This is a genomic window from Actinoplanes lutulentus (assembly GCF_003259845.1).
GTDB lineage: Bacteria > Actinomycetota > Actinomycetes > Mycobacteriales > Micromonosporaceae > Actinoplanes > Actinoplanes lutulentus.
In genome coordinates, this window is record NZ_QLMJ01000026.1 from 14,334 (window position 1) to 38,608 (window position 24,275).

Here is a 24,275-nt window from a genome sequence, read left to right on the forward strand (position 1 = left end):
CAGGTGTGTTCTCAACCCACGAAATCTTGGGTCATCCAGGTGATGCCGTCGGCGTCGCGGACCACGCTGAGTCCGATCCGGGTGAAGCTTCCGTTGAGCAGGTTCTTGCGGTGGCCGTCGTTCGGCGGCACCTCGGCCAGCATCGAGTCGGTCAGGCCGTTCGCGGCCTTCACCTTCGCGGCGTCGCTGCTGCCACTGGAGCCGTACCCGATGTTCTCGCCCGCGGAGCTCCACTTCACGTCCTGGGCGGAGAAACGGTCGCCGAGACCGGCCTCGCCCGAGCACTGATGCGACAGGCCACAGCCGTCGATCATCAGCTGGGTGTGGATGGCGGCGGCCTTGGAGAGGTTCTCGTCCAGGGTCAGCGCCTTGAGGCCCTCCGCGACGCGCGCGTCGTTGATGTGCGCGAGAACCTGTTCGAGGACGCTGCCACTGGTCGACGCGGCGGTCACGGTCTTCTCCGCGGTCGGGGTCGGGGACGCGGTCTTCGTCTTGCTGGGGCTGGGCTTCGCACTGGGCGACTTGCTCGGCTTTTTCGTAGCCTTAGCCGATTTGGAGGGTGACGGTTTCGCCGACGGCGACGTCGTGTCCGCTGACGGGAGAAGGTCCTCGCCCTCGCCGCCGCCGGGGGACGCGGCGGCGGCGAGCGGGACGTCCACCGAGGTGGGGGATGGGGTCTCGATGGGACCTCGCGTCAGGCCCGCCACCGTGAAGGCAGTACCGATCACGACTGCTGTCGTGCCCGCCACCAGGGTGTAACGGAATTTGGCAGCAGCGGTTAACGGCACAGGGGGATCCATCTCAGTGAGGCGGGCAGAGTAACGCCCGATCACTATGCGCGAGGGTTACGCCGGGATCGCTCCCGCAAAGGATTCCTTAAGGTTGCACTCAACGAGTTCTAAGCCTGGCCATGATTTTTATGGCTGGATGTCGAATTCGCCGTCGCGGACGCCGGCCAGGAAGGCCTTCCACTCCGCGTGGGTGAAGACCAGGGTCGCGCCGTCCGGGTCCTTGGTGTCACGGATCGCCACGATGCCTGGGAGATTGCCGGCGACCTCGACACAGTCGCCTCCGTTGCCGCCGCTCCGCGTGCTCTTGTGCCAGACGGCACCGGTCAGGTCGACCACGGCTCCCCCTCTTTCTAGAGGTCACTGTCGCTGGTTTTGATGATCTCGCCGATCAGGTCGTCCGAGTCGGCCTGGCTCAGCGCAGCCGCTTCGAGTTCGCCCCAGACCGACTCGTACGTCTCCACCTCTGCGAGCTTATCCAGGTAGAGCGCGCCGGTGAGGTTCTCGCAGTAGATGGTTGTCGGCTCCGGCGAGGCGGTGCCGACGGCCGGGAACTCCAGGATCGTGAACTGCCCCGAGCTGGCCGCCTTGTGCGGCCCGGCACCGAACGGGATGACCCGGACACCGATGTTCGGCCGGGTCGAGGCGTTCACCAGATGGGCGAGCTGCTTCTGCATGCCGAGGGTGTCCGGCGTGGCCCGCCGCAGCACACCCTCGTCGATGATCACTTCCAGTCGCGGTGCCACGGGGCGGCGCCTGTTCAGCAGGGACTGCCGCTCCAGCCGGACGGCCACCGCGTTCTCCACGGCCGCCTCGTCCTCGCCGTGCCAGCCGCGGAAGACACACTCCGCGTACTCCCGGATCTGCAGCAGGCCGGGGATCACGCTCGGCGCGTACGACCGGAGCTGGCTCGCGGCCTGCTCCATGCCGACGTAGAGCTCGAACCAGGCGGGGACCACGTCGCCGTACGCATGCCACCAGCCTTTCGCCTTGGACTCGGCGGCCAGGCCGATCAGCACCTCGGTCATGTGGCCGGGGGCCGCGTAGACCGAGCACATGGCGATCACGTCGTGCTTGCGGACCGGCACTTCGCCGTTCTCTATCCGGTACATCCTGGCGCGGGAGAACTCCAGCTCCTGTGCCGCCGCCATCAGCGAGATGCCGGCTTGCTCACGCAACTCGCGCAGCAGCCGGCCGACCTGCCGCCTCGGTACGGTCGACCCGATCTCGGTCATCGTTCTCCTCGTCCCAGCCCGGCCGGTGTTCCGCCCGGGCCTCAGTCCGGCCGGTGTTCCGCCCGGGCCTCAGTCCGGCCGGTGTTCCGCCCGGGCCTCAGTCCGGCCGGTGTTCCGACCGAGCCTGCGCCCAGCGGGTGTGTCGACCGAGCCTTTAGCCCGGCGGGTGTGTCGACCGGGGCCTCAGTCCGGCGGGTGTCTCGACCGGGCCTTAGCCCGGCGGGTGTCTCGAACGAGACGATCCGATCGCTCCGCGCGAGACGGCGAGAATCCATTTCCGGGATTCTCGCCAGCTGCGCTTGAGCCCGAGCCTAAGGCAAGCGAGGCTCCATTGTGTAGTCGGTGAATCGCTCATGGTGAGGATTGGCATGCTGGTTCCGCGGACCGAACACGTCGGAGACCGCCCGTCGTGGGACTGCCGGGTCTGCGGCAAGCCGTGGCCGTGCGCCACCGCGAAGGTCGAACTCTCCGAGCAGTACCAGAACTTCCCGCACGGCCTGGCCGTCTATCTCGGATCCTGCATGCTCGAAGCGATCGACGACTGGGCCGCCGGATCGGGCGGCCCGCCGGCGGACCTGTACGAGCGTTTCCTCGGCTGGAGCGGCAGCAGCCTCAACTGAGGCTGTTCGCGCTGGGTTTGTGCTGGGTTTTCGTGCCGGGTTTGTGCCGGGCTTCGCGCTGGGTTCGTGCCGGGTCTTCGTGCTGGCTTAACGGTGTGGTCGCCGTAGGTGACAGCTGGCAGCCCTGTTTACGAGAGCCTCGAAGCTGTCTGAGCTGTCTTGAGCTACGGCGCGCTCAATGTTCGGCTCGCCAACGGTCGGCTCGGCCAGTGGTGGGGCCTGCTTTCCGCCAAGCCGAGGCCGACGTTGAAGCGCCGTGGACGAATCGCCGTTGCGTGTCGAATTCGGGTGCGTATCGAACCTGAAGTCGACACGGAGCGGGCTACCTGCGGTGTGCGTGTCGAATTCGGGTGCGTATCGAACCCTTAATCGACACACTCGCACTGGCCGGCGCGATGTTGGGCCGCCATTCCCACTCCGCTGTGGTCAGGGGACCAAGATCGCGGAGGAAGGACAGGAGGGCCGACGCAACGGGCTGCGGGAGGGCGCGGTGGAACGGGCTGCCGGTAGGGGCGCCCTCCGTGCGACGACGCTTCTACCTGTGAAAACGTCGATTTGTCAGTAACGCCAGCCAGCCGCCGCACGTGCCAGCCGACGGCTCCCGGTGACCCGCAAATGCCCGCAAATGCCCGTCAACACCCGCCAAGAATCGCAAAACCGCCAAGAACTCGCCCCGGCCCGCCTACCAAGACCCCGCCCCATCACGGCAGCGTCTGGAACGACCTCCTCGAAAACCCGATCATGTACCCGTCGATCGTCGTCCGCACCCCGGCATCCGGACGATCCGCCGCACCCAGCGTCACAAACAACGGCGTGAAATGGTCCGGCGTCGGATGGGCGAACGGCATCCCCGGTGCCCGATTCTGATAAGCCGCCAACTCGTCCACATCCCCGCGCCCCAGCGCCTCCGCCGCCCACGCGTCAAACTCCGACGACCACGCTGGGACAGCACCGTTCAGCACCATGTCACGCGTCACGAACGGCAACCCGTGCACCATGAACCCGGACCCGATCACCAGCACCCCCTCGGCGCGCAGCTCGCGCAGCCGCGCGCCGATCTCCAGCAGCCGGCTCGGGTCCTGGGTGGGCATGCTGAGCTGCCGGACCGGCACGTCGGCCAGCGGGTACATGGCCATCAGCGGCACCCACGCTCCGTGATCGAGACCGCGGGACGCGTGCTGGTGCACCGGCAGCAACGATGACACCTGACGGGCCAATGTGGACGCGTCCGGGGTGTCGTACCGCATCGAGTAGTACCGCGGGTGGAAGCCGCCGAAGTCGTAGACCAGCGGCCCGTCGGCGGACAACGACAGCGGCGCGCTCTCCCAGTGCGCGGAGACGATCAGGATGCTGCGGGGTTTCGGCATCGTCAGCGCCCAGTCGAAGAGCTGCCGCAGCCACGGACCGTCGTCGAACAGCGGTGGCGCTCCGTGACTGAGGTAGAGCGCGGGCAACGGACCGTCGGCCGGCTCCCAGGCCCGCTGCGCGCGGGCGCGGGGCAGGGCTTCGAGCAGAAACTGATCGTACGCACCCGCGGGCACCGCGGGGTTCAGGACCGAACTCATGAGGGGCATGCTCCGTCCGGGTCGACGGCGCTCATGATGCGCCGGCCGATCTCTCGCAATTGACGTACTTGACTCTTGGTCAGCTGATCGAAGACCAGTGCGCGGGCCGCCTCGACGTGGCCGGGCGCGGACTCGACCACCTTGTCCCAGCCGGAATCGGTCAGCTCGGCGAGCGTGTAGCGCCCGTCGGTCGGGTCCGGGAAGCGGCGCACCCAGCCGCGTTTCTCCAGCCGCCCGACGGCCTGCGAGAGCCGGGCGAGCGACCCCTCGGCGAACGCGGCGAGCACGCTCATCCGCAGCTGGCGGCCGGGTGATTCGGAGAGGCCGGCGAGGATGCCGTACTCGAAGTGGCTGACGCCGGCGTCGCGCTGCAACTGGGCGTCGAGCGCTGCCGGAAGGCGCATGAAAACGCTGGTCAGCGCCATCCACGCGGCCCGCTCCTCATCGTCGAGCCAGCGCGGCTCATTCGTCTCCATCACCTCATCCTAACGCTTGCATGTTTAAGTCAACGTACTCTACGTTTCACTCAACTGTTGAAGTCAAATCCTGAAGGAACCGATATGAACATCGCCCTGTGGATCGTCGCCGGTCTGCTTGCTCTCGCCTTCCTCGCGGCCGGCGCGATGAAGCTGCTGCAGCCGAAGGAGAAGCTGATCGCTTCCGGACTGGGCTGGACCGAGAACTACAGCGCCGGCGCGGTCAAGGCGATCGGCGCGGTGGAGATCCTCGCCGCGATCGGCCTGATCCTCCCGGCCGCGCTGGACATCGTCCCGATCCTGGTCCCGCTGGCCGCGCTCGGCCTCGTGATCATCATGATCGGCGCGATCGTCGTGCACGCGCGCCGCAAGGAGAACCAGGCCCTCGTCCCCAACATCGCCCTGCTCCTGCTGTCCGCGTTCGTCGTCTGGGGACGCTTCGGCCCGCACGCCTTCTAAGCCAAGGTCAAACCCCAAGTCAAAGGCCGCTTTGCGTACGCACGAAGCGGCCGCACACCACGGTCACCATGAGCGACAGCCAGCAGCCGTGGCGTACAGCCGTCCCGCGCGGCGATCATGCCGACCCGGCGGTCGAGGCCGGGGGTGGCGTGATTGGGTTGCCGGGTGACCTCGTGGTTCGACCTGCCCGCAGCCCAAGTGGACAAAGCGGCCAAGCTGCTACTCAACTGGCAGCTGTCCGCCAACGACGTGACCGTACGGATCACCGAGGTCGAGGCGTACAGCGGACTCGGCGAGGATCCCGCGAGCCATGCGCACCGCGGGATGACCAACCGCAACGCGGTGATGTTCGGGCCGGCCGGGCGGCTGTACGTCTACCAGATCTACGGCATGCACTTCTGCGCGAACGTGGTCTGCGGTGAGACCGGCCGGGCCGCTGCCGTGCTGCTCCGCGCCGGCGAGGTGGTCGACGGCCTGGAGATCGCGAGGCAGCGCCGCCCGGCCGCTCGGCGTGACACCGACCTGGCCGCCGGTCCGGGGAAGCTCATGCAGGTTCTGGCGCTCAACACCACCGCCACCGACACTCCCCTGCTGGACGGCTCCGGCCCGGCCACCCTGCACTCACCCGCAAAGCCGGAGTACGCCGCAAAAATCGAGTCCGGCCCGAGGGTCGGAGTGACGTCGGCCCACGACGTGCCGTGGCGCTTCTGGATCAGCGGCGACCCGACCGTGAGCACCTACCGCCGCCACACACCCCGCCGCCGCGTCGGCTGAGCCCGGTAACGCCGGCACCGAACCGGCAACGGCGCCGACGGGTGACCGATCTTGTGAGCTTCGGCCCTCACCGCAACCAGAAACTCACAAGATCCACAACCGCCGCCCGATCGCGCCAGCCACACCGTCCACGCCAGACCCCGCCGGCCGAAAACCCTACGAGCGACGGAACTCGTGCGTGAACACGTACGTGCTCGCCTCGATCCCGACCCTCGCCCCCTGAATATCCGCGCTGCGGAAGTGGATCCCACCCCACACCCGTGCGTTGATCAGCTCAGTCAGCGCCTGCGAGAACGCCCCATACGTCCGCGTACTCCCGGTATCCGCGCTGGTAGCACTGAACCCGATCCGATCACGCCCGAAGAACAGCAGCAGCGCGGTCATCGACGCACCGGTCGCGCAGGCGTGCCCCGACGTGTAATCCGGACTACCCGGCGTGACGAGCAGCGGCGTCCACTCAGGATCAGCGACCGTAGCCGCGTTGCCATCGGTGTCCGCGAGCCGCACCGCGGTGACCGGACGCCAGAAACCCCAGTGCCGCTTCTCGTTGAAGCACGCCGACGTGGCATCGGTGACGGCCATGTTCACCAGAGCCAGCAACCGGGCGGCCTGCACGCCACCGAGCCGCTGCGAGACGATCAGCTGCCGGTTGATCTCCCATTGGGTCATCCGCCGGTCGTGCCACCAGCGCGCGGCGTCAGCCTGGTCGGCGGTACGGACCGTGCTGTTCACGCCTCCGACCTCTTTGACCTCGTTCAGATCACGGGCGTACGCCGCGCTGCCGAGCGCCGGCGGCCCAGCGGTGCGATAGATCGACGTGCTCGGGATCGAGAACGGCTTGAGGTCGGCGGTCCACGCACCGAGGTTCGCGAACGTCGGCGGCGTCGGACGCCACTGGCCGGGCAGCGTCCCGACCGGGAACTCCTCGACCCCGAACGCGCCGTCACCCTGCCGTTCGGCGAGCATGGCCGCCGCGGTTCGTTCGCCGATCGCGATCCCGCCGCGCTCGGCCGCGCCGTCCGGGATCCCGGCCAGGAACGTGTCGTACTGCGCGCGGATCCGGTCGTGCTGCTCCGGGAAGATCCCGGTCAGGACCTGGTACGCGGCAGCGGCAACCGCCGCACCACCCGACTCCCGCCCGGTCGCGGGCACCGCGGTCAGGTACGGCCGGTACGGCTTACCCGCGATCGAGTTGACCGCGTCGTAGACAGCGCCCTGCACCATCGAGAAGCTGCGCCCCTGCACCCACGGGTTCTGCCGGGCGACGGTCCAGATCGCTTCCTCGGCATGCAGGTTCCAGGTGATCACCGCGTCCGCCGGGATCGCCCGCCCGGACGCCTCGACCGGTGCCGGTGTCAGGACCAGCGCCGCGACTACAACGGGCACGAACAGAGATCGAGCCATCTTTTCCCCCTGTGTAGACGGTCGTCAGACTCATCGAACCTGACGCCGGCACCACAGGAACATCGATAGCTATAACTTGTAGCGGCCTTCGGGGAACCACACGTTTCAGGCCGCCCACCACGTAGCGGCCACCAGCTCCGCCACCAGCGTCTCGGTCAGCAGCCGGACGTCCGCGTCGTCGTCGTGCGGATAACGGATCACCCCGGCCGCGCCCTCCACCGGCCCGCCCACCGACAAAACGGTCGAGCCCCGCTGCCGGATCCACTCCATCGCCTGCTCGTCGTACCGCGACCCCGGGAACAACAACGCCCGATAGTCCAATGTCTTGGTCAGGTAGACGTCCACATGCGCCCAGTCACCGGTTTCGGTCGCGTCAGCCCGGCGACGCGGCCCCTCGCGGACCATCAGCGCGGACTGCTCGGCCGACGAGATCCGCTCCACCGGCGCGATCGTGTAGAGGTCCCCGTCGAGCATTTCCAGCGCCATCGGCAACCAGTCACGACGCGTGTCGAGCAGATGCGCGGTCGCCTCAGCGGCACGCCGCAACAGTCCCGCACCATCGAAGGCCACCCCGGTGAGCTGCGCGTTCATCATCAGCAGCAGCGCCAGCGTGTGCTGAAAACTGCGGCACGCCACCCCACCGCGCTCCGGCCCGGCCAGCATCGGCACGGTCAGCAGCGCGTCTTCGGCGATCGGCGTCGGATCAGCGCTGTTGGTCAGCGCCACGATCGGCGACGTGCCGCGATACCGCGCGACCGCGTCGACCGTCTCGCGACTGCCGCCGGTCGCGGAGATCGCCACCACGAGCGTCTCCGGCGTGGCGGGCAGCGATGCCTCCGCCGAGGCGTACTCCGCGATCGCATCGATGCCGGCGGCGCGCAGCCGCAGCGCGCCCACCCGCGCCGCATAGCGCGAGCTGCCCATTCCTAAGATCAAAACCCTTCTTGGGTACGCGGAAAGCCCTGCGAACGGGTCAGCGCCCACCAGCGAGCCGGCGAGCCGGTCCAGCGCCTCCGGTTTCTCCTCAAGGTCACGCAGGAACAGGGCGGCGTCCATCAAAGCTCCTCGGTGAAGCGCGAGTCGGTGCGGTATCGGTAGTGCAGAACTTCCATCGGTGCGTATCGCCACCGGGGCAGAAACCGGGCCGCGTAGATCAGCTCCCGGCACAGTTGCGCGGCCTCGAACCCGGCCAGCAGAGCCTCGTCGAACAGCCCTCCGGCAACCGGCCGATAGGCGCCGAGCAACGCGTCACGTTCCCGATCAACCCACGCCGCGACCTGCGCGGAGTACGCATGGCCGGTGCGCTTGTTGGCAATCGCGCCGACGTTCCCGAGGCTGACAAGCAACTGCGCGACGTCCCGCGCGGCCGGCTCGGCAGAGTCCTGCGGCGCGGCCGGATTCCCGTCAAAGTCAACAACGGCATACCCACCGTCCCACCGCAGAATCTGCCCGACATGCAGGTCCCCGTGCAGCCGCTGCACCGGCGTCCCGCCGAGTCCGGCCCGGATCGGCGGCAGCGCGAGATCGGCCCGGATTGCCTGCGCGACCGAGTCCAGCCACTCGCCGTCGTCACCGTCGGTCAGCTTGAGCGCCTCGTCGAGAGCGTCGAGCCCCTGCGCGGTCCAGCCGGCGACGTCAGCCGAGGTGGCCGCTCCGACGGGGTCCGGCAGCACGGACGACGGCGCGGCAAGGGCGACGTGCAGCTCAGCGGCCAGCTCACCGAGCAGCCCACCGATCACCGCCGGTGCACCACCACCCAGCTCAGCGAGCAGATCGTCGACAGCCCACTCCCACCCGTCCACCGCCCCCGGCAGAAACGCGACGACCAGAGCGACGAGATTCTCCTCGTCGTAGAGAGCAGCGAAGGGCTGCGGCGTCCGCCCGAAACCCACCTCCGCGAGGTGGGCCAGCAGCTCGGGCGTGCGCTGCGGCGCCGGCAGCGGCGGCTGGAGCCACTTCACGACCACGCTCTCGCCGACCACGACCGAGCGGTGCGTCTGGTCGACGGTGATCGGCCGCTCGACCGGCGAGCCCAGCACCGGCTGCGGACCGGGGAAGCGATGCAGCCACCCGGGCGACGACGCCTGACTGCCGGACGCGATGAGACGCACCAACGCGACCGAAGCGCCCGTTTCGTCGGCTTCCATGAGCTCCCTCCCCCGTACCGAATTGATCTTTGACTGACACCCTGCCAGGTGGAGCATCACCCTCGCAGGTCAGGCCATGTTTCTGAATCGCGATTCAAAGTAAAAAGGAAATTACCAGGTCAGCAGGCTGGTTTTTAGTCTTGTTTCCGCTGACGCGTGCTGCAACACTCGGCGGCCAGGCCGGAACTCCACCTGGAGGAAACCACGTGTCACGCATCCCCCCGATCCGCCGAGCCCTCGCCGGCGCGGCGGCAGCCGCCCTCGTTCTGGCGGCAGCCGCCTGCGGTGGCGGCGACTCCGGCGCGACCGCGCAGGCGACGCCCGACGCGCTGAACCCGAGCGCTGACCTCACGAAGCAGACACTCACCGTCTCGAACTGGGACGCCTACATGCCCGAGGATCTGCCGACGACCTTCGAGAAGGCGGTCGGATCCAAGGTCACCGTCACGAAGCACGCCACCAACGAAGAGATCATGGCCAAGCTGACGGCCGGCGGGGACAGCGGCATCGACGTCGCGTTCGTCTCCGGCCCGTTCGCTCAGGCGCTCGCCGAGCAGGGTCTCGTCGAGCCGATCCACGCCGATCTGATCCCGAACCTCGCGAACCTCTACCCGGAGGCGACGAACCTCGCCTACGACCCGGGCAACAAGTTCTCCGTGCCCTACACCTGGGGAACCACCGGGCTCTGCTACCGCAGCGACCTGACCGGGTACGAGCCGGACAGCTGGAACGACCTGCTCAGCCCGAAACCCGAGCTGGCCAAGAAGATCACCATGCTGCAGACCGACCGGTGGCTGATGCTGCCGGCGCAGAAGTCCCTCGGATACTCGGCGAACACCACCGACCCCGCCGAGCTGGCGAAGGTCAAGGAGAAGCTGACCGCCGCGAAGCAGTCGCTGCTCGCGTTCGACGACACCACGTTCTACTCCCGGCTGGTCTCCGGTGAGGCGGCGCTGGTCGAGGCGTGGGACGGCTGGTGCAACTACGGCATCACCGACAACGACAAGATCAAGTTCACAGTGCCGAAGGAGGGCAGCGACCTCTGGGTGGACACCATGGTCGTGCTCAAGACCTCCAAGAACAAGGAGGCCGCACACGCCTTCATCAACTACATCCTGGACCCCAAGATCCACTCCTGGGCCGTGCAGAACATCCTGTACAAGGTGCCGAACAAGGCCGCCATGGAGTCGATCGACCCGGCCCTGATCAAGCAGTACCCGAACCTCGCCACCACACCGGCCGACCTGCTCAAGGGCGAGACCCTGGTCGACCTCGGCGAGGGCGCAACGGATTACAGCCGGATCGTCACCGAAGTGGCGGCCAGCTGAGATGAAACGGTCGCTGGAGCGGCTCACGCTGCTCGGCCCCGGGCTGGGATACCTGACGGTGCTCATGGTCGTGCCGCTGGCCCTGGTCCTGAGCTACACCATCTTCCAGCGGGGCCGCTTCGGCGGGCTGGTCTACGAGCCCACCACGGAGAACTTCCTCCGGGCCGTCGACCCGCTGTACCTGGACGTGCTGGTCACCTCGGTGGAGATCGCCGGGGTGACCACAGTGCTCGCGCTGCTGCTCGGCTTCCCCACCGCGTACGTGATCGCCCGCCTCCCCGGCAAGTGGAAGACGATCGCCCTGGTCGGGCTGGTCCTGCCGTTCTGGACCAACTTCCTGATCCGTACGTACGCGTGGATCGTCCTGCTCAGCCCGGCCGGGATGATCAACGACGCGCTGACCGGATGGGGCCTGATCGACGAGCCCCTCCAGCTGCTCTACACGAAGCCGGCGATCGTGGCCGGTCTGCTGTACGCGTACCTGCCGCTCATGGTCCTGCCGCTCTTCGCCGCGCTGGAGAAACAGGACGACCAGCTGCTGGAAGCGGCGGCGAACCTGGGCGCGCGGCCGGCGAAGGCGTTCCTCACCGTCACGCTGCCGCTGACCCTGCCCGCCGTGATCACCGGGTGTGTCTTCGTCTTCGTGCCCAGCATCGGCAACTTCGTGGTGCCGGAACTGCTCGGCGGCGGGCAGACCGCGATGGTCGGCAACCTGATCCGCGACCAGTTCCTCAAGGCCCGCGACTGGCCGTTCGGCGCCACCCTCGCGCTGATCCTGGTGGCGATGCTGATGCTCCTGCTGATGCTGCAGGCGTGGAGCGCCCGCCGGCTGACGGGAGACAAGAATGCTTAAGAAGATCCCGTTCTGGATCACGTACGTCTTCCTGTACGTGCCGATCGTCGTGGTCGTCGCGATGTCGTTCAACGCGGGCGACTCGCCGTACAGCTGGAGCGGTTTCAGTTTCAGCTGGTACGCCGAGCTGGCGAAGGACGAGCAGATCCGCATCGGGCTGGGCAACACGCTGCTCGTGGCGACCGGCTCGACAGTGATCGCCACCGTGCTCGGCACGCTGCTCGCGGTCGGCCTGGCCCGGCACACCCGCTCGAAGATCCTGGACGCGATCGCCACGCTGCCGGTGATCCTGCCGGACATCGTGCTCGCGATCGGCCTGCTCGCGTTCTACTCGCTGATCCAGCTCACCCTCGGGCTGTACTCGGTGCTACTGGCGCACGCGGTCTTCGGGACGGCCGCGGTCGCCGCCGTGGTCCGTACCCGGCTGAACGGCACCGATCCGTCGCTCGAAGAGGCCTCGCGCGACCTGGGCGCGAACGGATTCACCACGTTCCTGCGGATCACCCTGCCGACGCTGGCACCGGGCATCGTGGCCGGTGCGCTGCTGGCGTTCACGCTGTCGGTCGACGAGTTCGTGATCGCGTTCTTCACGGCCGGGCCGCAGTCGCCGACCCTGCCGATCGTCATCTACTCGATGGTGCGTTTCGGCGTCACCCCCGAGATCAACGCCCTCGCCACGGTGCTGCTCGCGGTCACGTTCACCGCGATCATCGCCGCCGCCCGATTGACACGACTGACGGAGCGCCGATGACCGCCTTCCTCTCCCTAGACGGCGTGCGCCGCAGTTTCGGCGACGTGACCGCCCTGGACGGCGTCAGCCTCGACGTCGCCGAGGGCGAGTTCTTCGCGCTGCTCGGACCGAGCGGCTGCGGCAAGACCACGCTGCTGCGCATCCTGGCCGGATTCGAGACGCCGGACAGCGGCACGGTCACCCTGGCCGGCGAGGACCTCACCCGGGTGCCGGCGCACCAGCGCCCGGTGAACCTGATGTTCCAGTCCTACGCACTCTTCCCGCACCTCAGCGTCGAGAAGAACATCGCCTACGGCCTGCACCGCGAAGGCCTGCCCAAGGCCGAGATCACCCAGCGGGTCGGCGAGGTCCTCGAACGCGTCGGTCTCGCCCCGGCGGCCAAACGCCGTCCGCACCAGCTCTCCGGCGGCCAGCGGCAGCGGGTGGCGCTGGCCCGCGCCATCGTGAAACGACCCCGGCTGCTCCTGCTCGACGAGCCGCTCTCCGCCCTCGACCGCAAGGTCCGCGCCGAGATGCAGCTCTGGCTCAAGCAACTGCAGCACGAGGTCGGCATCACCTTCGTCGTGGTCACCCACGACCAGGAGGAGGCCATGTCGATGGCCGACCGGATCGCGGTGCTCCATCAGGGCGCGGTGGAACAGGTGGATTCGCCGGTCGCGCTCTACGGCGCACCCCGCACCTGGTTCGTCGCCGACTTCATCGGCGGAAACAACTTCTTCTCCGGTACGGCGACCGAGGCCGGCCTGTCCTCCGAGGCGCTGGGCCAGCTCCCCGGCACGACGAGCGACCAGAGCGCGGTCAGCGTCGGCGAGCCGGCGGTGCTGGCCGTGCGCCCGGAGCAGATCACGCTGAACGACGGTGACTCCGTGCTCAGCGGCACCGTGCTCGACGTCAGCTTCTACGGCGGGACGTCGCGGATCGCGGTCGAGGTGCCGGGGCACGGGACGCCGGTTTTGGTACATCGACACGGGGCCCCTGTCGTCGTACCCCAGCAAGCAGTTGATCTGAGCTGGGGGACGGCAGATGCGGTGCTGGTGCCGCCTAGCTCCGCGACCGCGGCTTCCGCCGCGGCGTGACGGGCAGCGGATGTCCGGTCATGCCCCGCGCGTAGCTGAGGATCAGTTCCTCGGCCTCGGCGACGCCGATCGTCGGGTGACGCGCCACGATGCGGTAACCGTAAGCGTCCTCGAGCGCGACCAGGTTGCGGCCGATCGTGGTCGAGCTGTCGGCCAGGGTGAAGGCGCCCTGCGTCGCGCCGGATTCGAGAATCCCCTGGTACATCGAGACCTGGCGGTCGTAGAGCGTGGTGAGCAGGGCGGCGTAGACCCGGTTGCGGCCGGCCGCGCCGCCGAGCTCGCAGAGCAGGCGCACGTCGACGTCGTCGGAACCGGCAGGCAGGCCGGAACGGACAGTGACGACGAGGCGCTCGGCCGGGTCCTCCACCGCTTCGATCTCCCGGACCCGGTGCTCGTAGAAACGCTCCATGCCCGCGTGGTGCGCGTCGAGCAGCAGGTCCTGCAGGTCGGCGTAGTGGTAGAGCACCGCGCCGGACGTGAGGCCCGCCTCGGCGGCGACCTGCTTGAGGTGCACGCCGTCGGTGCCGTGCAGAACCATCGCCCGCTGAGCGGCCTCGATCAGGTCCTGCTGCCGGTCGGCGCGGCGCTTGCGGGGAGTCGTCACTGATGTTCGTCCTGCCTGAAGAAAAGTTGACCTCAGTTAGCCTACCGGCCGCCCTTGACGGCCGGAGCCCACGCTATTTGAATTACAATTCAAATCCGAGTCAGGACGGTGTCGCATGTCGGAACGCAAGCTGACCATACTCTTCATGCCCGAGAGCGCCTACGGACCGACCAATAACTGCATCGGGATTGGAGACATCCTGCGGCAGCGCGGACACCGTGTGGTGTTCGCCGCGGAGGCCTCCTGGAAAGGCAAGCTGACCGCCCTCGGCTTCGACGAGGACCTCGTCAACCTGGCGCCCCCGCCCGAGAACCCGGACGAGCAGGACGCCGGTCAATTCTGGAAGGACTTCATCCGCGACACCGCGCCGGAGTTCCGCAAGCCGACCATCGAGCAGCTCGACACCTGGGTGAAACCGGTCTGGGAAGAGCTGATCGTCGGCGCGAAGTACTGCCAGCCGCAGCTGCTGGAGATCATCGAGCGGGTGAAGCCGGACGTCATCGTCGAGGACAACGTGGTGGCGTTCCCCGCGCTGAACACGGCCGGGGTTCCGTTCGTACGCATCGTCTCCTGCAACCCGCTCGAGGTCCGCGGCGACGGCATCGCGCCGGTCTTCTCCGGATACCCGCAGGACGACCCGTCGGGCTGGCCGGCGTTCCGCGAGGAGTACGACCGTACCCATCGGCAGCTCTGGACCGACTTCAACGCGTGGGTCGTCGAGCAGGGCGCGCCGCCGCTGCCCGACCTGGATTTCATCCACCCGGGTGACCTGAACCTGTACGTCTTCCCGGAGGCCGCCGACTACACGGCTGCCCGGCCGCTGGACTCGTCGTGGCATCGGCTCGACTCGTCGGTGCGCGAGACGGACGCGGTGTTCTCGCTGCCGGCGGCGATCTCCGATCTTCCGGGCAAGCTGATCTATTTCAGCCTCGGCTCGCTCGGCTCGGCCGACGTCGAGCTGATGCGCCGGGTGATCAGCGTGCTCGCCAAGACCCCGCACCGCTACATCGTCTCCAAGGGCCCGCTGCACGAAGAGATCGAGCTCGCCGACAACATGTACGGCGCCGAGTTCCTCCCGCAGACCTCGATCCTCCCCCAGGTCGACCTGGTGATCACCCACGGCGGCAACAACACGGTCACCGAGGCCCTGCACTTCGGCAAGCCGATGGTGCTGCTCCCGCTCTTCTGGGATCAGTACGACAACGCCCAGCGGGTGCACGAGCTCGGCCTCGGCGTGCGGCTGGACACCTACGGGTTCACCGACGAGGAGCTTTCCGCTTCTCTGGAGAAGCTGCTCGGTGACACCGATGTGCACGCACGCCTGGCCACGATCAGCGCCGACATCCGCGGCCGCGACGGCCTGCGCAAGGCTGCCGACCTCATCGAGAAGCTTCCGTGACCGATATAGATCGCGCCCTGGCCGATGCGGCTCCGGCCGTCTTCTGGACCGATCGGCCGGGCGCACCGGATCGTCGACCACCCGTACCGGACGGCGCGAGCGCGGATCTGGTGATCGTCGGCGGTGGATTCACCGGCCTGTGGGCCGCCATCCAGGCGAAACACGACAACCCGGACGCCGACGTGCTGCTCCTGGAGGGGCAGCACGTCGGTTACGGGGCGAGTGGCCGCAACGGCGGGTTCGTCAGCGAATCGCTCACCCACGGACTCTCGCACGGCCAGGCCCGCTGGCCGGGCGAGTTCGAGCAGCTCACCGAGCTGGGCCGGCGCAACCTCGCGGAGATCGCCAAAACCGTCGCGGAACATTCCATCGACGCCGACCTACGCCTGGTCGGCAAGACGACGCACGCCACCGCGCCGCACCACCTCGCCGAATTGGCGTCGCTGGCTGAGGTGCACGCCGCGGCCGGTGATCAGGTCACGTTGCTCGACGCGTCGGCCGCGCAGGCCGACGTGCACTCCCCCACCTACCTCGGTGGCCTGCGCATTCACGAGTCAGGCGGCCTGGTCGACCCGGCCGCGCTCACCTGGGGCCTGGCCCGCCTCGCCGACTCACTCGGCGTCCGCCGCCACGACGAATCCCCGGTGCTCACTCTCCGGCGTTCCGCCGGCGGCATCTCCGTGGGTACGCCCAATGCGACGGTACGGGCCGGCAAAGTACTGATCGCCACGAATGCGTACCCATCGCCGCTGCGTCGAGTCCGGCCCTGGGTGCTGCCCGTTTACGATCACGTGCTCGTCACCGAGCCGCTGACCGACGCGCAGTGGGATTCGATCGGCTGGGCGTCGCGGCAGGGTTTGACGGACAACGGCAACCAGTTCCACTACTACCGGCCGACCGCGGACGGGCGCATCCTCTGGGGTGGCTACGACGCCATCTATCACTTCGGTGGCCGGGTCGCCGCGTCCTATGAGCAGCGGCCGGCGACGCATCAGCTGCTCGCCCGGCACTTCTTCGAGACGTTCCCCCAGCTCGACGGGCTGCGGTTCACCCACCGCTGGGGCGGCGTGATCGACTCCACCAGTCGTTTCACGCCGATCTTCGGAACGGCGCACGGCGGGCGGGTGGCGTACGCGGTGGGCTACACGGGCTTGGGCGTGGCGTCGTCGCGGTTCGGCGCGCGGGTCGCGCTGGATCTGCTCGCCGGGGAGCCGTCGCCGCTCACCGAGCTGGCGATGGTACGGCGGCGCGGCATGCCGTTCCCCCCGGAGCCGGTTCGATATCCGGTGGTGGCGCTGACCCGTCACCAGATGGTTCGCGCCGACGTCGACGGTAGGCGGGGCGCGTGGCTGCGACTGCTCGACCACTTCGGGGTCGGCTTCAACAGCTGATCCAACGGCCGCATCCGCCAATCAAGAATTGCCGGGTCAACACATGAGCACGTGTCGACCCACCCGCCAACCACCAAGAGTCGACCAGTCAACACAACTCCACAGGTTGATCCGCCCGTCCACCACCAAGAGTTGACCCGTCAACACGTCTGCACATGTTGACTTGCCTGGTTGACGTCAACTGTTGACTCGTCAACGCGTACATCTGAAAGGGCTGCAACCATGTCGCCTCGCGTGATTATCAATCCGGCCGATGGCGGCGTAGCCGCCGAGGTCGTTGACACCGACCCCGCGGATGTTGCCGCAGCGGTGGCTCGTGCCCGCGACGCTTACCAGATCTGGCGTGACGTGACGCCGGGTGACCGAGCGCGAGTGTTGCTGCGACTCGCCGACCTGGTTGAAGCCTCTGCCGACGAGTTCACCCGGCTTGAGGTCGCCGAGACCGGTAAACCGGTTCCGGTGTTCGCCGAGGGTGAGTTGCCGTTCGCTGTCGACAACCTGCGGTTCTTCGCGGGTGGGGCGCGTTCGCTGGACGGCACCGGCGCCGGAGTGCTCTCAGCCGGATATACGTCATTGATGGTTCGCCGCCCGATCGGTGTCATCGGGGCGATCGCGCCGTGGAACTTCCCGCTGATCATGGCGATCTGGAAGATCGGGCCGGCGATCGCGGCCGGCAACGCTGTCGTCATCAAGCCGGCGCCGCAGACGCCGAGCAGTACGATCCTGCTCGCCTCGTTGATCGAGAAGGCCGGCGCTCCGGCCGGGCTCGTCACCGTCGTCACCGGCGGTGGCGACGTCGGCGAAGCCCTGGTCACCGACCCGGGCGTCGACATGGTCAGCCTCACCGGATCGTCGGAGACCGGCCGCCGGGTGATGTCCGGCGCGGTCACCGGGCTCAAACGGCTGCACCTCGAACTCGGCGGAAAGGCGCCGGCGCTGGTCTTCCCGGACGCCGACCTGACCGCGATGGCGACCGGCGTGGCGATGGGCGCGACCTACAACACGGGGCAGGACTGCACCGCGGCCACCCGGGTCTACCTGGAACGCGGCATCTTCGACCAGGGCGTCGAGGCGCTGCGCTCGGTGCTCGCGTCGATCAAGGTCGGCGACCCGGCGGCGAGCGGAACCGATATCGGGCCGATGATCTCCGGTGCTCAGCGTGACCGTACCCACGGATTCGTCACTCGCGCGCAGGCGGCCGGCGCCACCGTGGTGACCGGCGGTGCCGTGGCCGACGGGCCGGGCTTCTACTACCCGCCGACGCTGGTCGTCGACGCCGATCAGGCCAGCGAGATCGTGCAGCGTGAGGTGTTCGGGCCGGTGCTGGTGGCGGTGCCGTTCGACGGCTCCTCGTCCTCAGCGTCTTCCTCGGCGTCTTTCTCGGCCTCCTTCGAGGACGAGGCCGTGCGGCTCGCGAACGACACGCCCTACGGCCTGGCGTCGTCGATCTGGACGCAGGACGTGTCCCGGGCGCTGCGCGTCGCGCACCGGCTGGACTTCGGCGTGACCTGGATCAACGACCACCTGCCGATCGCCTCGGAAGCTCCGCACGGCGGTGTGAAGGGCAGCGGTTTCGGCAAGGACATGAGCCAGGAAGCGATCGGCGAGTACTCGGTCACCCGCCACCTGATGATCAAGCACGCGGCTCCGGAGCCGCACACGTCGTTCCGCCCCGCCTGACCCGGCGGGTCCTGCCCTGACCCGACGGGTCCCGCCTGGCACGGCGGTCCCGCTCGGCACGACGATCCAGCTCGGCACGACGGTCCCGCTGCGGCGGGTCCCGCCTGACCCGGCGGGTGATCCGCGATTTTGGCGAGGATTGGTCGTGATGTGGGCGGTGGTTGCCTGGATCGTGGCTATTGGGGCTACCGGCGCGGGGAAAAGGCCACCGGGGGATGCGCGGGACACTAGCGTTTCTCTTGATGATCTCGCGTCGGGGACTCTTGCTGCTCAGCGTGATGTGTGGGGCCGGTGTGTTCTGGTCGGCCGGTCTCATCATCGCCCTGGCCGCTGGCGCGCGCCCGTTCGACGCCGCCGTCGCGGTCGGGGTCGCCGCGTTCCTCACGGTGCCCGGGTTCGCGGCCGGCATTCTCAGCAACCGGCGTGGGTACCGCACCCAGCAGCCCCGGCGTGCCTGGCGGCTGGCTTCGTGGGTGCCGCCGCATGTGCCGCACTGGGCGGCGATCGCTGCCGGGGTCTTCGTGTTCGGGTTCTGGCTGACCGTGGTGCTGGCGTTCGCGTCGCTGGACGGGAACCCGTCGATGCGGGACGGGCGGTACGTGCTTGAGGATCATGACCGGGTGATCGAGGTCAACCAGGTCACTTATGACCGGCAGACCGATCACCAGCAGCAGATTTCGCTCGGGGTGCTGGGCGCGTTCGCGGTCGGAGGCTCATTCCTGTGCGCCGCCCGCGCGACAGATCACGAGCACCACTGAAGCGCCGCGAACCAATCGCCTAGCTCGGTGCCGGAGCACCGAGCACCGAGCACCGAGCACCGAGCACCGAGCACCGAGCACCGAGCACCGAGCAGATCTTGTGAGTTTGCGGTCAGCGTGACGGCACAAACTCACAAGATCGCCCCCGCAACCCCGCAACCCCGCAACCCCGCGACCCCGCGGCCCCGCGGCCCCGCGACCCGCGACCCCGCGGGTCAGGTTCGGCTTGTGCCTGCTGATGGGCCGGCCAAGCGCTGAGCCAACCAAACCGGCAACACCGACAGAACAATCAAAACCGCCGCCACCACGTTCACCACCGGCGCCTGATTCGGCCGGAACAGATTGTTGAAAATCCAGATCGGCAGCGTCGTCACCCCCGGCCCTGCCGTGAACGTCGTGACGATGATTTCGTCGAAGGACAGGGCGAACGCCAGCAACCCGCCCGCGAGCAGCGCCGACCGGATCATCGGGAATGTCACGTACCGAAATGTCTGGAAGGGTGACGCGCCGAGGTCGGCCGAGGCGTCCTCGAGGTTCGTGCCGGTGCGGCGCAGCCGCGCCAGCACGTTGTTGTAGACCGTGACCACGCAGAACGTGGCGTGGCCGACCACCACCGAGAACAGGCCCTTGCTGACGCCGAGGTCGCCCATCACCGAGCGCCACGCGCTGTCCAGCGCGATGCCGGTGACGATGCCGGGCAGTGCGATCGGCAGGATGATCAGCAACGAGACGGTGTCGCGGCCGAAGAAGGCGAAGCGTTGTACGGCGAACGCCACCATGGTGCCGAGCACCAGAGCGATGCCGGTGGCGGCCAGGCCGGCCTGCACCGAGGTGAACAGGGCCGAGCGGGCGCCCTCGTTCTCCCAGGCGGCGGACCACCAGCGGGTGGTCCAGTCGTGCGGCGGCCAGGCGAAGGTGCGGTCGCCATTGAACGAGTTGACCAGCACCAGCATCAGCGGGACATAGATGAACAGCAGGCCGAAGCCCATGAACAGGCGCAGCGCCCAGCGCGCCGGCAGGGACAGCGTCACAACTCCTCCAGAGCGCCTGAGCGGCGGACCGCGACCAGGTAGATGACCATGATCAGGACCGGGATGGTGGCGATCGCGGCGGCGAACGGCAGGTTGTTGGCGGCGCCGATGTTCGCGTACACCAGGTTGCCGATCATCTGGGTCTTGCCGCCGACGATCTGGACGGTGATGTAGTCGCCGAGCGAGAGCGAGAACGTGAAAATCGATCCGGCGATCACCGAGGGGATCAGGATCGGCAGGACCACGGCGCGGAAGGTACGCCCGGCGCGGGCGCCGAGGTCGGCCGAGGCTTCCAGCATCGAGTCCGGCAGGCGTTCCAGACCGGCGTAGATCGGCAGGATCATGTACGGCAACCAGAGGTACGACAGCACGATGATCGTCGCGAACAACCCGTACCCGGGACCGTTGCCGGGACCGCCGAACAGCGTGTCGATCGGGCCGCCGTTGGCGAGCAGAATCCGCCACGCATAGGCCTTGACCAGGTACGAAGCCCACAACGGGGTGAGGATCGCGATCACCAGCCAGTTGCGATACTTCGACGAGGCCACCTTCGCCATGAAGAACGCCATCGGCGTCGCGATCACCACGCAGATCCCGGTGACCGCCGCCGCGACGCCGAGGCTGCGCAGCGTCACGGCCCGGTAGACCTCTTCGGAGAGAAGGGTCCGGAAGTTCTGCAGTGAGAACTCCCGGACCACCTCTCCGGTGAAGCCGTTCACGGTCCAGAACGCCGACACCAGCAGCACCGCGAGAGCGCCAAGGTAGGCAACGACCAGCCAGAGCAGGGGCGCTGAAAGAAGGCCGGCCAGCCGTAGACGCGGATGCCGGTGCAGGTAGGAACCGAGAACGGACACGTTATCCCTTGATCGTCGTCCAGGCCTGGGTCCAGGCCGCGTAGTCCTTGCAGGTCACGTCGGTCCGGCCGTCGACACACTGCGCCAGCGGGGTGGTCCAGTACCAGATCTGGTCGAAGTAGGCCTCGTCGTCGGCGTGGAACGTGGCGCAGTGGCTCTTGTCCGCGGTCAGCGCGCAGGACAGCTTGTTCGACGGCGCCTCACCGAACCACTCGGCGACCCCGGCGTTCGCCTGCGGGCTGATGATGTGGTTCATCCAGAGGTACGCGCAGTTCGGGTGCTTGGTAGAAGCCGAAACCATCCAGGTGTCCGACCAGCCGGTCGCACCCTCGGTCGGCAGGATCGCCTCGACCGGCGCGCCGTCCGCCTTGGTCAGGTTCGTGATGACCTGCCAGGTGGTGCCGAGCACGGAGTTGCCGGCCTTGAACGCCTGCACCTCCTTGGTGTAATCCGACCAGTACTCGCCGATCAGCTCGTTCTGCGCCTTGAGCAGGTCGACGGCCGCCTGGAACTGGGTGTCGTCCAGCGCGTACGGGTTCTTGATGTTCAGTTCCGGCTTGGTCTTCATGAGATAGAGCGCCGCGTCCGCGATGTAGATCGGCGAGTCGTACGCGGTGATCTTGCCCTTGTACGGGGAGTTCGCGTCGAAGACCGCGTTCCACGAGGTGGGCGCCGGGGTGACCGAGTCGGTGCGGTACATCAGCAGGTTGGCGCCACGTCCGTGCGGGACGCCGTAGGCGGCGCCGTCGACCGAGTTCCACTGCTTGTTCTTCAGGCCGTCGAAGACGTCCTTGTAGTTCGCGATCAGGTCGGTGTTGACCGGGGCCACGTCACCGCCGTAGATCAGCCGCAGCGACGCGTCGCCGGAGGCCGAGACCACGTCGTACTCGCCGGTCTTCATCAGCGCGACCATCTCGTCCGAGGTGCCCGCGATCTTGTTGTTGACCTGACAGCCGGTCTCCTTCTCGAAGCCGGTGACCCAGTCGACAGCCTTGTCGGTGGAGCCGTCCTCGACGTACCCCGCCCAGGACACGATGTTGACCTCGCCCTCGCCGGCACCGAGCGCCGCGAGCTTGTCGATCTTCGGAACCTCAAGGCCGCCGGGCCCCGACGCCGAACCACCCGAGTCGCCGCCACCACCACACGCCGCGAGCGTCAGCACGCCCGCCGCCAGCACTGCCGTCATCCATCTATTCCGCATGCGCGTTCTCCTTCAACTGGGGGATTTCGATCACGTGCTCGTCAAGCCAGTCGAGCCGCACCCGCTGACCACGCAGCTCGGAGAGCGCCGCGGTGCCGGTGCGACGGTTCTGCTCCACCACGACGACCCGCGCCCCCGCGTCCAGGTCCACCACATACCTGGTCACCGGACCCGCATAGATCACCTCGGCGACGACCCCGTTCGTCTCTTGCGCTTTGCGCAAATTGATCTTTTCCGGGCGTACGGAGAAAGTGCCCGCACGACCGAAAAGCGTCCTCGCCGTCTCGCCCGCAAACACATTGGAGGTCCCGACGAAACCCGCCACGAACGGGCTGGCCGGCTTCTCGTACACGTCCTCCGGCGTTCCCACCTGGACGATCCGTCCCGCCTCGAAGACGGCGACCCGGTCGCTCATGGTCAGCGCCTCGTCCTGGTCGTGCGTCACGAAGACGAACGTGATGCCGACCTCGCGCTGGATCGCCTTGAGCTCGACCTGCATCTGCTCACGCAACTTGAGGTCGAGGGCGCCGAGCGGTTCGTCGAGCAGCAGCACCTTGGGCCGGTTCACCAGGGCGCGGGCCAGTGCCACGCGCTGCCGCTGACCACCGGACATGGCTGCCGGTTTCCGATCGCCGAAGCTCTCAAGGCGTACCGAAGAAAGGGCTTGCTCGGCGCGCTCGCGCCGCTCCTTCCTGCCGACCTTGCGGACCTTGAGGCCGTATTCGACGTTCTCCCGGACGGTGAGGTGCGGGAAGAGCGCGTAGTCCTGGAAGACCGTGTTGACGTCGCGCTCGAACGGCGCGAGCCGGGTGACGTCCTTGCCGCCGAGCTCGACCGTGCCGGCCGTGGGCAGCTCGAAGCCGGCGATCATCCGCAGCACGGTGGTCTTGCCGGAACCGGACGGGCCGAGCATCGAGAAGAACTCGCCGTCGGCGATCTCCAGGTCGACGCCGGCCACCGCATCGACGTGGCCAAATGATTTGCGGAGTCCGGTGAGACGGATCGCCGGGGTGGATGACTCGGTCACGTGAGGTCCCTACCTGATCTGTCGCCCGGTCTTCGGTGCTGTCGCGGAGCGAGGTGACGAAAAGGTATGGCGTTAGACTTTAAAGGTCAAGGCTCCCCGGTAACCGCTTCGTTAACAGCCGTAAGGAACAATCAAGGCCATGGGGACGGACCGAGCGAGCGCGCGATCCGTGGTCTTCGCGCCACTCGACCCGCACAGCCGCGCCGAGACGGTGGTCCGCCGGCTCAGCGACGCCATCACGTTCGGGCTGCTCGCCGACGCCGAGCAGCTGCCCAGCGAGTCGGACCTGGCCGCGCAGTTCGGCGTCTCCCGGGTGACCGTCCGGGAAGCCCTCGTCTCGCTGCGCCACCAGAACCTGCTGGAGACCCGGCGCGGGCGCGGCGGCGGCAGTTTCGTGCGCGCGCCCGCCGACTCGTCACTGCGCGCAAGGCTCTCCGAGCTGAGCCTGCCCAGCCTGCGCGACTCCACCGACCACTATGTGGCGATCGCCGGGACGGCGTCCCGGCTCGCCGCGCTACGGGCCACCCCGGAAGACGTCAAGCGCATCGAGGACGCGGCCAGCGGGCCCCCGCACCGGGTCGAGCGCACGTTTCATCTTGACGTCGCCGCGGCCGCGCAGTCTGCCCGGCTGGCCCGCGAAGAAGTACGATTCGGGGCGGAGCTGGGGACGCTGTTGTGGTCACCGGTGATCCAGCCCGATCAGGCGACGTGCGATCCACGCGACGAGCATCGGGCCATCACCGCCGCGATCGCCGACGGCGACGGGGACCTGGCCCGGCGGCTCACCGAGGAGCACATCGAGCGAGCCGTCGAGCGACTGGTAAACCTGCATCTGACATTGGTCGAGCCCTAAC

The 24,275-nt window shown here is 68.0% G+C and carries 25 protein-coding genes; 12 read left to right on the forward strand and 13 right to left on the reverse strand.

Going from position 1 to position 24,275, the window contains the following annotated elements; translation table 11 throughout:
- Positions 1 to 11: 11 nt before the first annotated feature.
- The 3 genes from B0I29_RS39995 to B0I29_RS40005 form a co-directional block, all read right to left on the reverse strand.
- Positions 12 to 788, reverse strand: a complete 777-nt coding sequence (locus B0I29_RS39995) for a CAP domain-containing protein (protein WP_111654528.1) — start codon at positions 786 to 788, stop codon at positions 12 to 14.
- Between the two features lie 129 nt (positions 789 to 917).
- Positions 918 to 1,127 carry a DUF397 domain-containing protein gene (locus tag B0I29_RS40000; protein ID WP_111654394.1) on the reverse strand — a complete coding sequence of 70 codons (210 nt, stop codon included), beginning with the start codon at positions 1,125 to 1,127 and terminating at the stop codon, positions 918 to 920.
- A 14-nt stretch (positions 1,128 to 1,141) separates the two neighbouring features.
- Complete coding sequence (locus tag B0I29_RS40005; protein ID WP_111654395.1) at positions 1,142 to 2,023, reverse strand: helix-turn-helix domain-containing protein; 882 nt, start codon at positions 2,021 to 2,023, stop codon at positions 1,142 to 1,144.
- Between the two features lie 368 nt (positions 2,024 to 2,391).
- Between B0I29_RS40005 and B0I29_RS40010 the strand changes: the two genes are divergently transcribed.
- On the forward strand, positions 2,392 to 2,643 hold the full coding sequence (locus B0I29_RS40010) for a hypothetical protein (protein ID WP_111654396.1): 252 nt from the start codon (positions 2,392 to 2,394) through the stop codon (positions 2,641 to 2,643).
- A 701-nt stretch (positions 2,644 to 3,344) separates the two neighbouring features.
- Here the strand turns inward: B0I29_RS40010 and B0I29_RS40015 are convergent.
- Positions 3,345 to 4,208 carry a dioxygenase family protein gene (locus B0I29_RS40015; RefSeq protein WP_111654397.1) on the reverse strand — a complete coding sequence of 288 codons (864 nt, stop codon included), beginning with the start codon at positions 4,206 to 4,208 and terminating at the stop codon, positions 3,345 to 3,347.
- Positions 4,205 to 4,684, reverse strand: a complete 480-nt coding sequence (locus B0I29_RS40020; RefSeq protein ID WP_111654398.1) for a MarR family winged helix-turn-helix transcriptional regulator — start codon at positions 4,682 to 4,684, stop codon at positions 4,205 to 4,207. The genes B0I29_RS40015 and B0I29_RS40020 overlap by 4 nt, the downstream gene beginning before the upstream one ends.
- A gap of 84 nt (positions 4,685 to 4,768) precedes the next feature.
- Here B0I29_RS40020 and B0I29_RS40025 point away from each other — a divergent pair, with 84 nt between their 5' ends.
- Positions 4,769 to 5,143, forward strand: a complete 375-nt coding sequence (locus tag B0I29_RS40025) for a DoxX family protein (protein ID WP_111654399.1) — start codon at positions 4,769 to 4,771, stop codon at positions 5,141 to 5,143.
- 165 nt (positions 5,144 to 5,308) lie between these two features.
- The gene (locus tag B0I29_RS40030) at positions 5,309 to 5,917 is read left to right on the forward strand and encodes a DNA-3-methyladenine glycosylase (protein ID WP_111654400.1); all 609 of its coding nucleotides are present in this window, start codon (positions 5,309 to 5,311) and stop codon (positions 5,915 to 5,917) included.
- 156 nt (positions 5,918 to 6,073) lie between these two features.
- On the opposite strand, the gene B0I29_RS40035 is transcribed toward B0I29_RS40030, so the two are convergent.
- The 3 genes from B0I29_RS40035 to B0I29_RS40045 all read right to left on the reverse strand — a co-directional run bounded on the left by B0I29_RS40035 (position 6,074) and on the right by B0I29_RS40045 (position 9,468).
- A complete protein-coding gene (locus tag B0I29_RS40035) occupies positions 6,074 to 7,321 on the reverse strand; it encodes a vanadium-dependent haloperoxidase (protein ID WP_111654401.1) in 1,248 nt (415 codons plus the stop codon).
- A gap of 105 nt (positions 7,322 to 7,426) precedes the next feature.
- Positions 7,427 to 8,377: an SIS domain-containing protein gene (locus tag B0I29_RS40040; protein WP_111654402.1), complete on the reverse strand. Its 951-nt coding sequence runs from the start codon at positions 8,375 to 8,377 to the stop codon at positions 7,427 to 7,429.
- Entirely contained in the window at positions 8,377 to 9,468 is a 1,092-nt protein-coding gene (locus tag B0I29_RS40045) for a phosphotransferase (RefSeq protein WP_181558223.1), read from the reverse strand. Before B0I29_RS40045 ends, B0I29_RS40040 begins: the two co-directional genes overlap by 1 nt.
- A 206-nt stretch (positions 9,469 to 9,674) precedes the next feature.
- On the opposite strand from B0I29_RS40045, the gene B0I29_RS40050 reads away from it, so the two are divergent.
- Genes B0I29_RS40050 through B0I29_RS40065 form a run of 4 tightly spaced genes read left to right on the forward strand, consistent with a single transcriptional unit; the run spans position 9,675 to position 13,476 of the window.
- A complete protein-coding gene (locus tag B0I29_RS40050; RefSeq protein ID WP_220091552.1) occupies positions 9,675 to 10,796 on the forward strand; it encodes a polyamine ABC transporter substrate-binding protein in 1,122 nt (373 codons plus the stop codon).
- Position 10,797: 1 nt separating this feature from the next.
- Positions 10,798 to 11,649: an ABC transporter permease gene (locus B0I29_RS40055; protein WP_111654404.1), complete on the forward strand. Its 852-nt coding sequence runs from the start codon at positions 10,798 to 10,800 to the stop codon at positions 11,647 to 11,649.
- Positions 11,642 to 12,400, forward strand: coding sequence for an ABC transporter permease (locus B0I29_RS40060; protein WP_111654405.1), 759 nt, complete (start codon positions 11,642 to 11,644; stop codon positions 12,398 to 12,400). The genes B0I29_RS40055 and B0I29_RS40060 overlap by 8 nt, the downstream gene beginning before the upstream one ends.
- Positions 12,397 to 13,476: an ABC transporter ATP-binding protein gene (locus B0I29_RS40065; RefSeq protein WP_111654406.1), complete on the forward strand. Its 1,080-nt coding sequence runs from the start codon at positions 12,397 to 12,399 to the stop codon at positions 13,474 to 13,476. Before B0I29_RS40060 ends, B0I29_RS40065 begins: the two co-directional genes overlap by 4 nt.
- Here the strand turns inward: B0I29_RS40065 and B0I29_RS40070 are convergent.
- On the reverse strand, positions 13,442 to 14,080 hold the full coding sequence (locus B0I29_RS40070) for a TetR/AcrR family transcriptional regulator (RefSeq protein ID WP_245973140.1): 639 nt from the start codon (positions 14,078 to 14,080) through the stop codon (positions 13,442 to 13,444). The genes B0I29_RS40065 and B0I29_RS40070 overlap by 35 nt on opposite strands.
- A gap of 145 nt (positions 14,081 to 14,225) precedes the next feature.
- Here B0I29_RS40070 and B0I29_RS40075 point away from each other — a divergent pair, with 145 nt between their 5' ends.
- The 4 genes from B0I29_RS40075 to B0I29_RS40090 all read left to right on the forward strand — a co-directional run bounded on the left by B0I29_RS40075 (position 14,226) and on the right by B0I29_RS40090 (position 19,308).
- Positions 14,226 to 15,479, forward strand: a complete 1,254-nt coding sequence (locus tag B0I29_RS40075) for a glycosyltransferase (protein WP_245973141.1) — start codon at positions 14,226 to 14,228, stop codon at positions 15,477 to 15,479.
- Entirely contained in the window at positions 15,476 to 16,870 is a 1,395-nt protein-coding gene (locus B0I29_RS40080) for an NAD(P)/FAD-dependent oxidoreductase (protein ID WP_111654408.1), read from the forward strand. Before B0I29_RS40075 ends, B0I29_RS40080 begins: the two co-directional genes overlap by 4 nt.
- 234 nt (positions 16,871 to 17,104) lie before the next feature.
- Entirely contained in the window at positions 17,105 to 18,550 is a 1,446-nt protein-coding gene (locus B0I29_RS40085) for an aldehyde dehydrogenase family protein (protein ID WP_245973142.1), read from the forward strand.
- 242 nt (positions 18,551 to 18,792) lie between these two features.
- Positions 18,793 to 19,308: a hypothetical protein gene (locus B0I29_RS40090; protein ID WP_111654410.1), complete on the forward strand. Its 516-nt coding sequence runs from the start codon at positions 18,793 to 18,795 to the stop codon at positions 19,306 to 19,308.
- Positions 19,309 to 19,523: 215 nt separating this feature from the next.
- Here B0I29_RS40090 and B0I29_RS40095 read toward each other — a convergent pair whose 3' ends face one another.
- From B0I29_RS40095 to B0I29_RS40110, 4 genes are read right to left on the reverse strand one after another with little or no spacing between them, the layout of a single operon-like run.
- Entirely contained in the window at positions 19,524 to 20,339 is an 816-nt protein-coding gene (locus B0I29_RS40095; protein ID WP_111654411.1) for an ABC transporter permease, read from the reverse strand.
- Positions 20,336 to 21,193, reverse strand: coding sequence for an ABC transporter permease (locus tag B0I29_RS40100; RefSeq protein WP_111654412.1), 858 nt, complete (start codon positions 21,191 to 21,193; stop codon positions 20,336 to 20,338). The genes B0I29_RS40095 and B0I29_RS40100 overlap by 4 nt, the downstream gene beginning before the upstream one ends.
- A 1-nt stretch (position 21,194) precedes the next feature.
- Positions 21,195 to 22,394 carry an ABC transporter substrate-binding protein gene (locus B0I29_RS40105; protein WP_111654413.1) on the reverse strand — a complete coding sequence of 400 codons (1,200 nt, stop codon included), beginning with the start codon at positions 22,392 to 22,394 and terminating at the stop codon, positions 21,195 to 21,197.
- Complete coding sequence (locus tag B0I29_RS40110; protein WP_111654414.1) at positions 22,384 to 23,421, reverse strand: ABC transporter ATP-binding protein; 1,038 nt, start codon at positions 23,419 to 23,421, stop codon at positions 22,384 to 22,386. The genes B0I29_RS40105 and B0I29_RS40110 overlap by 11 nt, the downstream gene beginning before the upstream one ends.
- A gap of 139 nt (positions 23,422 to 23,560) precedes the next feature.
- On the opposite strand from B0I29_RS40110, the gene B0I29_RS40115 reads away from it, so the two are divergent.
- Complete coding sequence (locus B0I29_RS40115) at positions 23,561 to 24,274, forward strand: FadR/GntR family transcriptional regulator (protein WP_111654415.1); 714 nt, start codon at positions 23,561 to 23,563, stop codon at positions 24,272 to 24,274.
- The last annotated feature ends 1 nt before the right edge of the window (position 24,275 follow it).

Bases quoted from the DNA above. Each gene is read 5' to 3' on its own strand.
- B0I29_RS40005 (WP_111654395.1), bottom strand. From the start codon at position 2,023: ATGACCGAGATCGGGTCGACCGTACCGAGGCGGCAGGTCGGCCGGCTG.
- B0I29_RS40010 (WP_111654396.1), top strand. From the start codon at position 2,392: ATGCTGGTTCCGCGGACCGAACACGTCGGAGACCGCCCGTCGTGGGAC.
- B0I29_RS40015 (WP_111654397.1), bottom strand. From the start codon at position 4,208: ATGAGTTCGGTCCTGAACCCCGCGGTGCCCGCGGGTGCGTACGATCAG.
- B0I29_RS40020 (WP_111654398.1), bottom strand. From the start codon at position 4,684: ATGGAGACGAATGAGCCGCGCTGGCTCGACGATGAGGAGCGGGCCGCG.
- B0I29_RS40025 (WP_111654399.1), top strand. From the start codon at position 4,769: ATGAACATCGCCCTGTGGATCGTCGCCGGTCTGCTTGCTCTCGCCTTC.
- B0I29_RS40035 (WP_111654401.1), bottom strand. From the start codon at position 7,321: ATGGCTCGATCTCTGTTCGTGCCCGTTGTAGTCGCGGCGCTGGTCCTG.
- B0I29_RS40040 (WP_111654402.1), bottom strand. From the start codon at position 8,377: ATGGACGCCGCCCTGTTCCTGCGTGACCTTGAGGAGAAACCGGAGGCG.
- B0I29_RS40045 (WP_181558223.1), bottom strand. From the start codon at position 9,468: ATGGAAGCCGACGAAACGGGCGCTTCGGTCGCGTTGGTGCGTCTCATC.
- B0I29_RS40055 (WP_111654404.1), top strand. From the start codon at position 10,798: ATGAAACGGTCGCTGGAGCGGCTCACGCTGCTCGGCCCCGGGCTGGGA.
- B0I29_RS40060 (WP_111654405.1), top strand. From the start codon at position 11,642: ATGCTTAAGAAGATCCCGTTCTGGATCACGTACGTCTTCCTGTACGTG.
- B0I29_RS40065 (WP_111654406.1), top strand. From the start codon at position 12,397: ATGACCGCCTTCCTCTCCCTAGACGGCGTGCGCCGCAGTTTCGGCGAC.
- B0I29_RS40075 (WP_245973141.1), top strand. From the start codon at position 14,226: ATGCCCGAGAGCGCCTACGGACCGACCAATAACTGCATCGGGATTGGA.
- B0I29_RS40090 (WP_111654410.1), top strand. From the start codon at position 18,793: ATGATCTCGCGTCGGGGACTCTTGCTGCTCAGCGTGATGTGTGGGGCC.
- B0I29_RS40105 (WP_111654413.1), bottom strand. From the start codon at position 22,394: ATGCGGAATAGATGGATGACGGCAGTGCTGGCGGCGGGCGTGCTGACG.
- B0I29_RS40115 (WP_111654415.1), top strand. From the start codon at position 23,561: ATGGGGACGGACCGAGCGAGCGCGCGATCCGTGGTCTTCGCGCCACTC.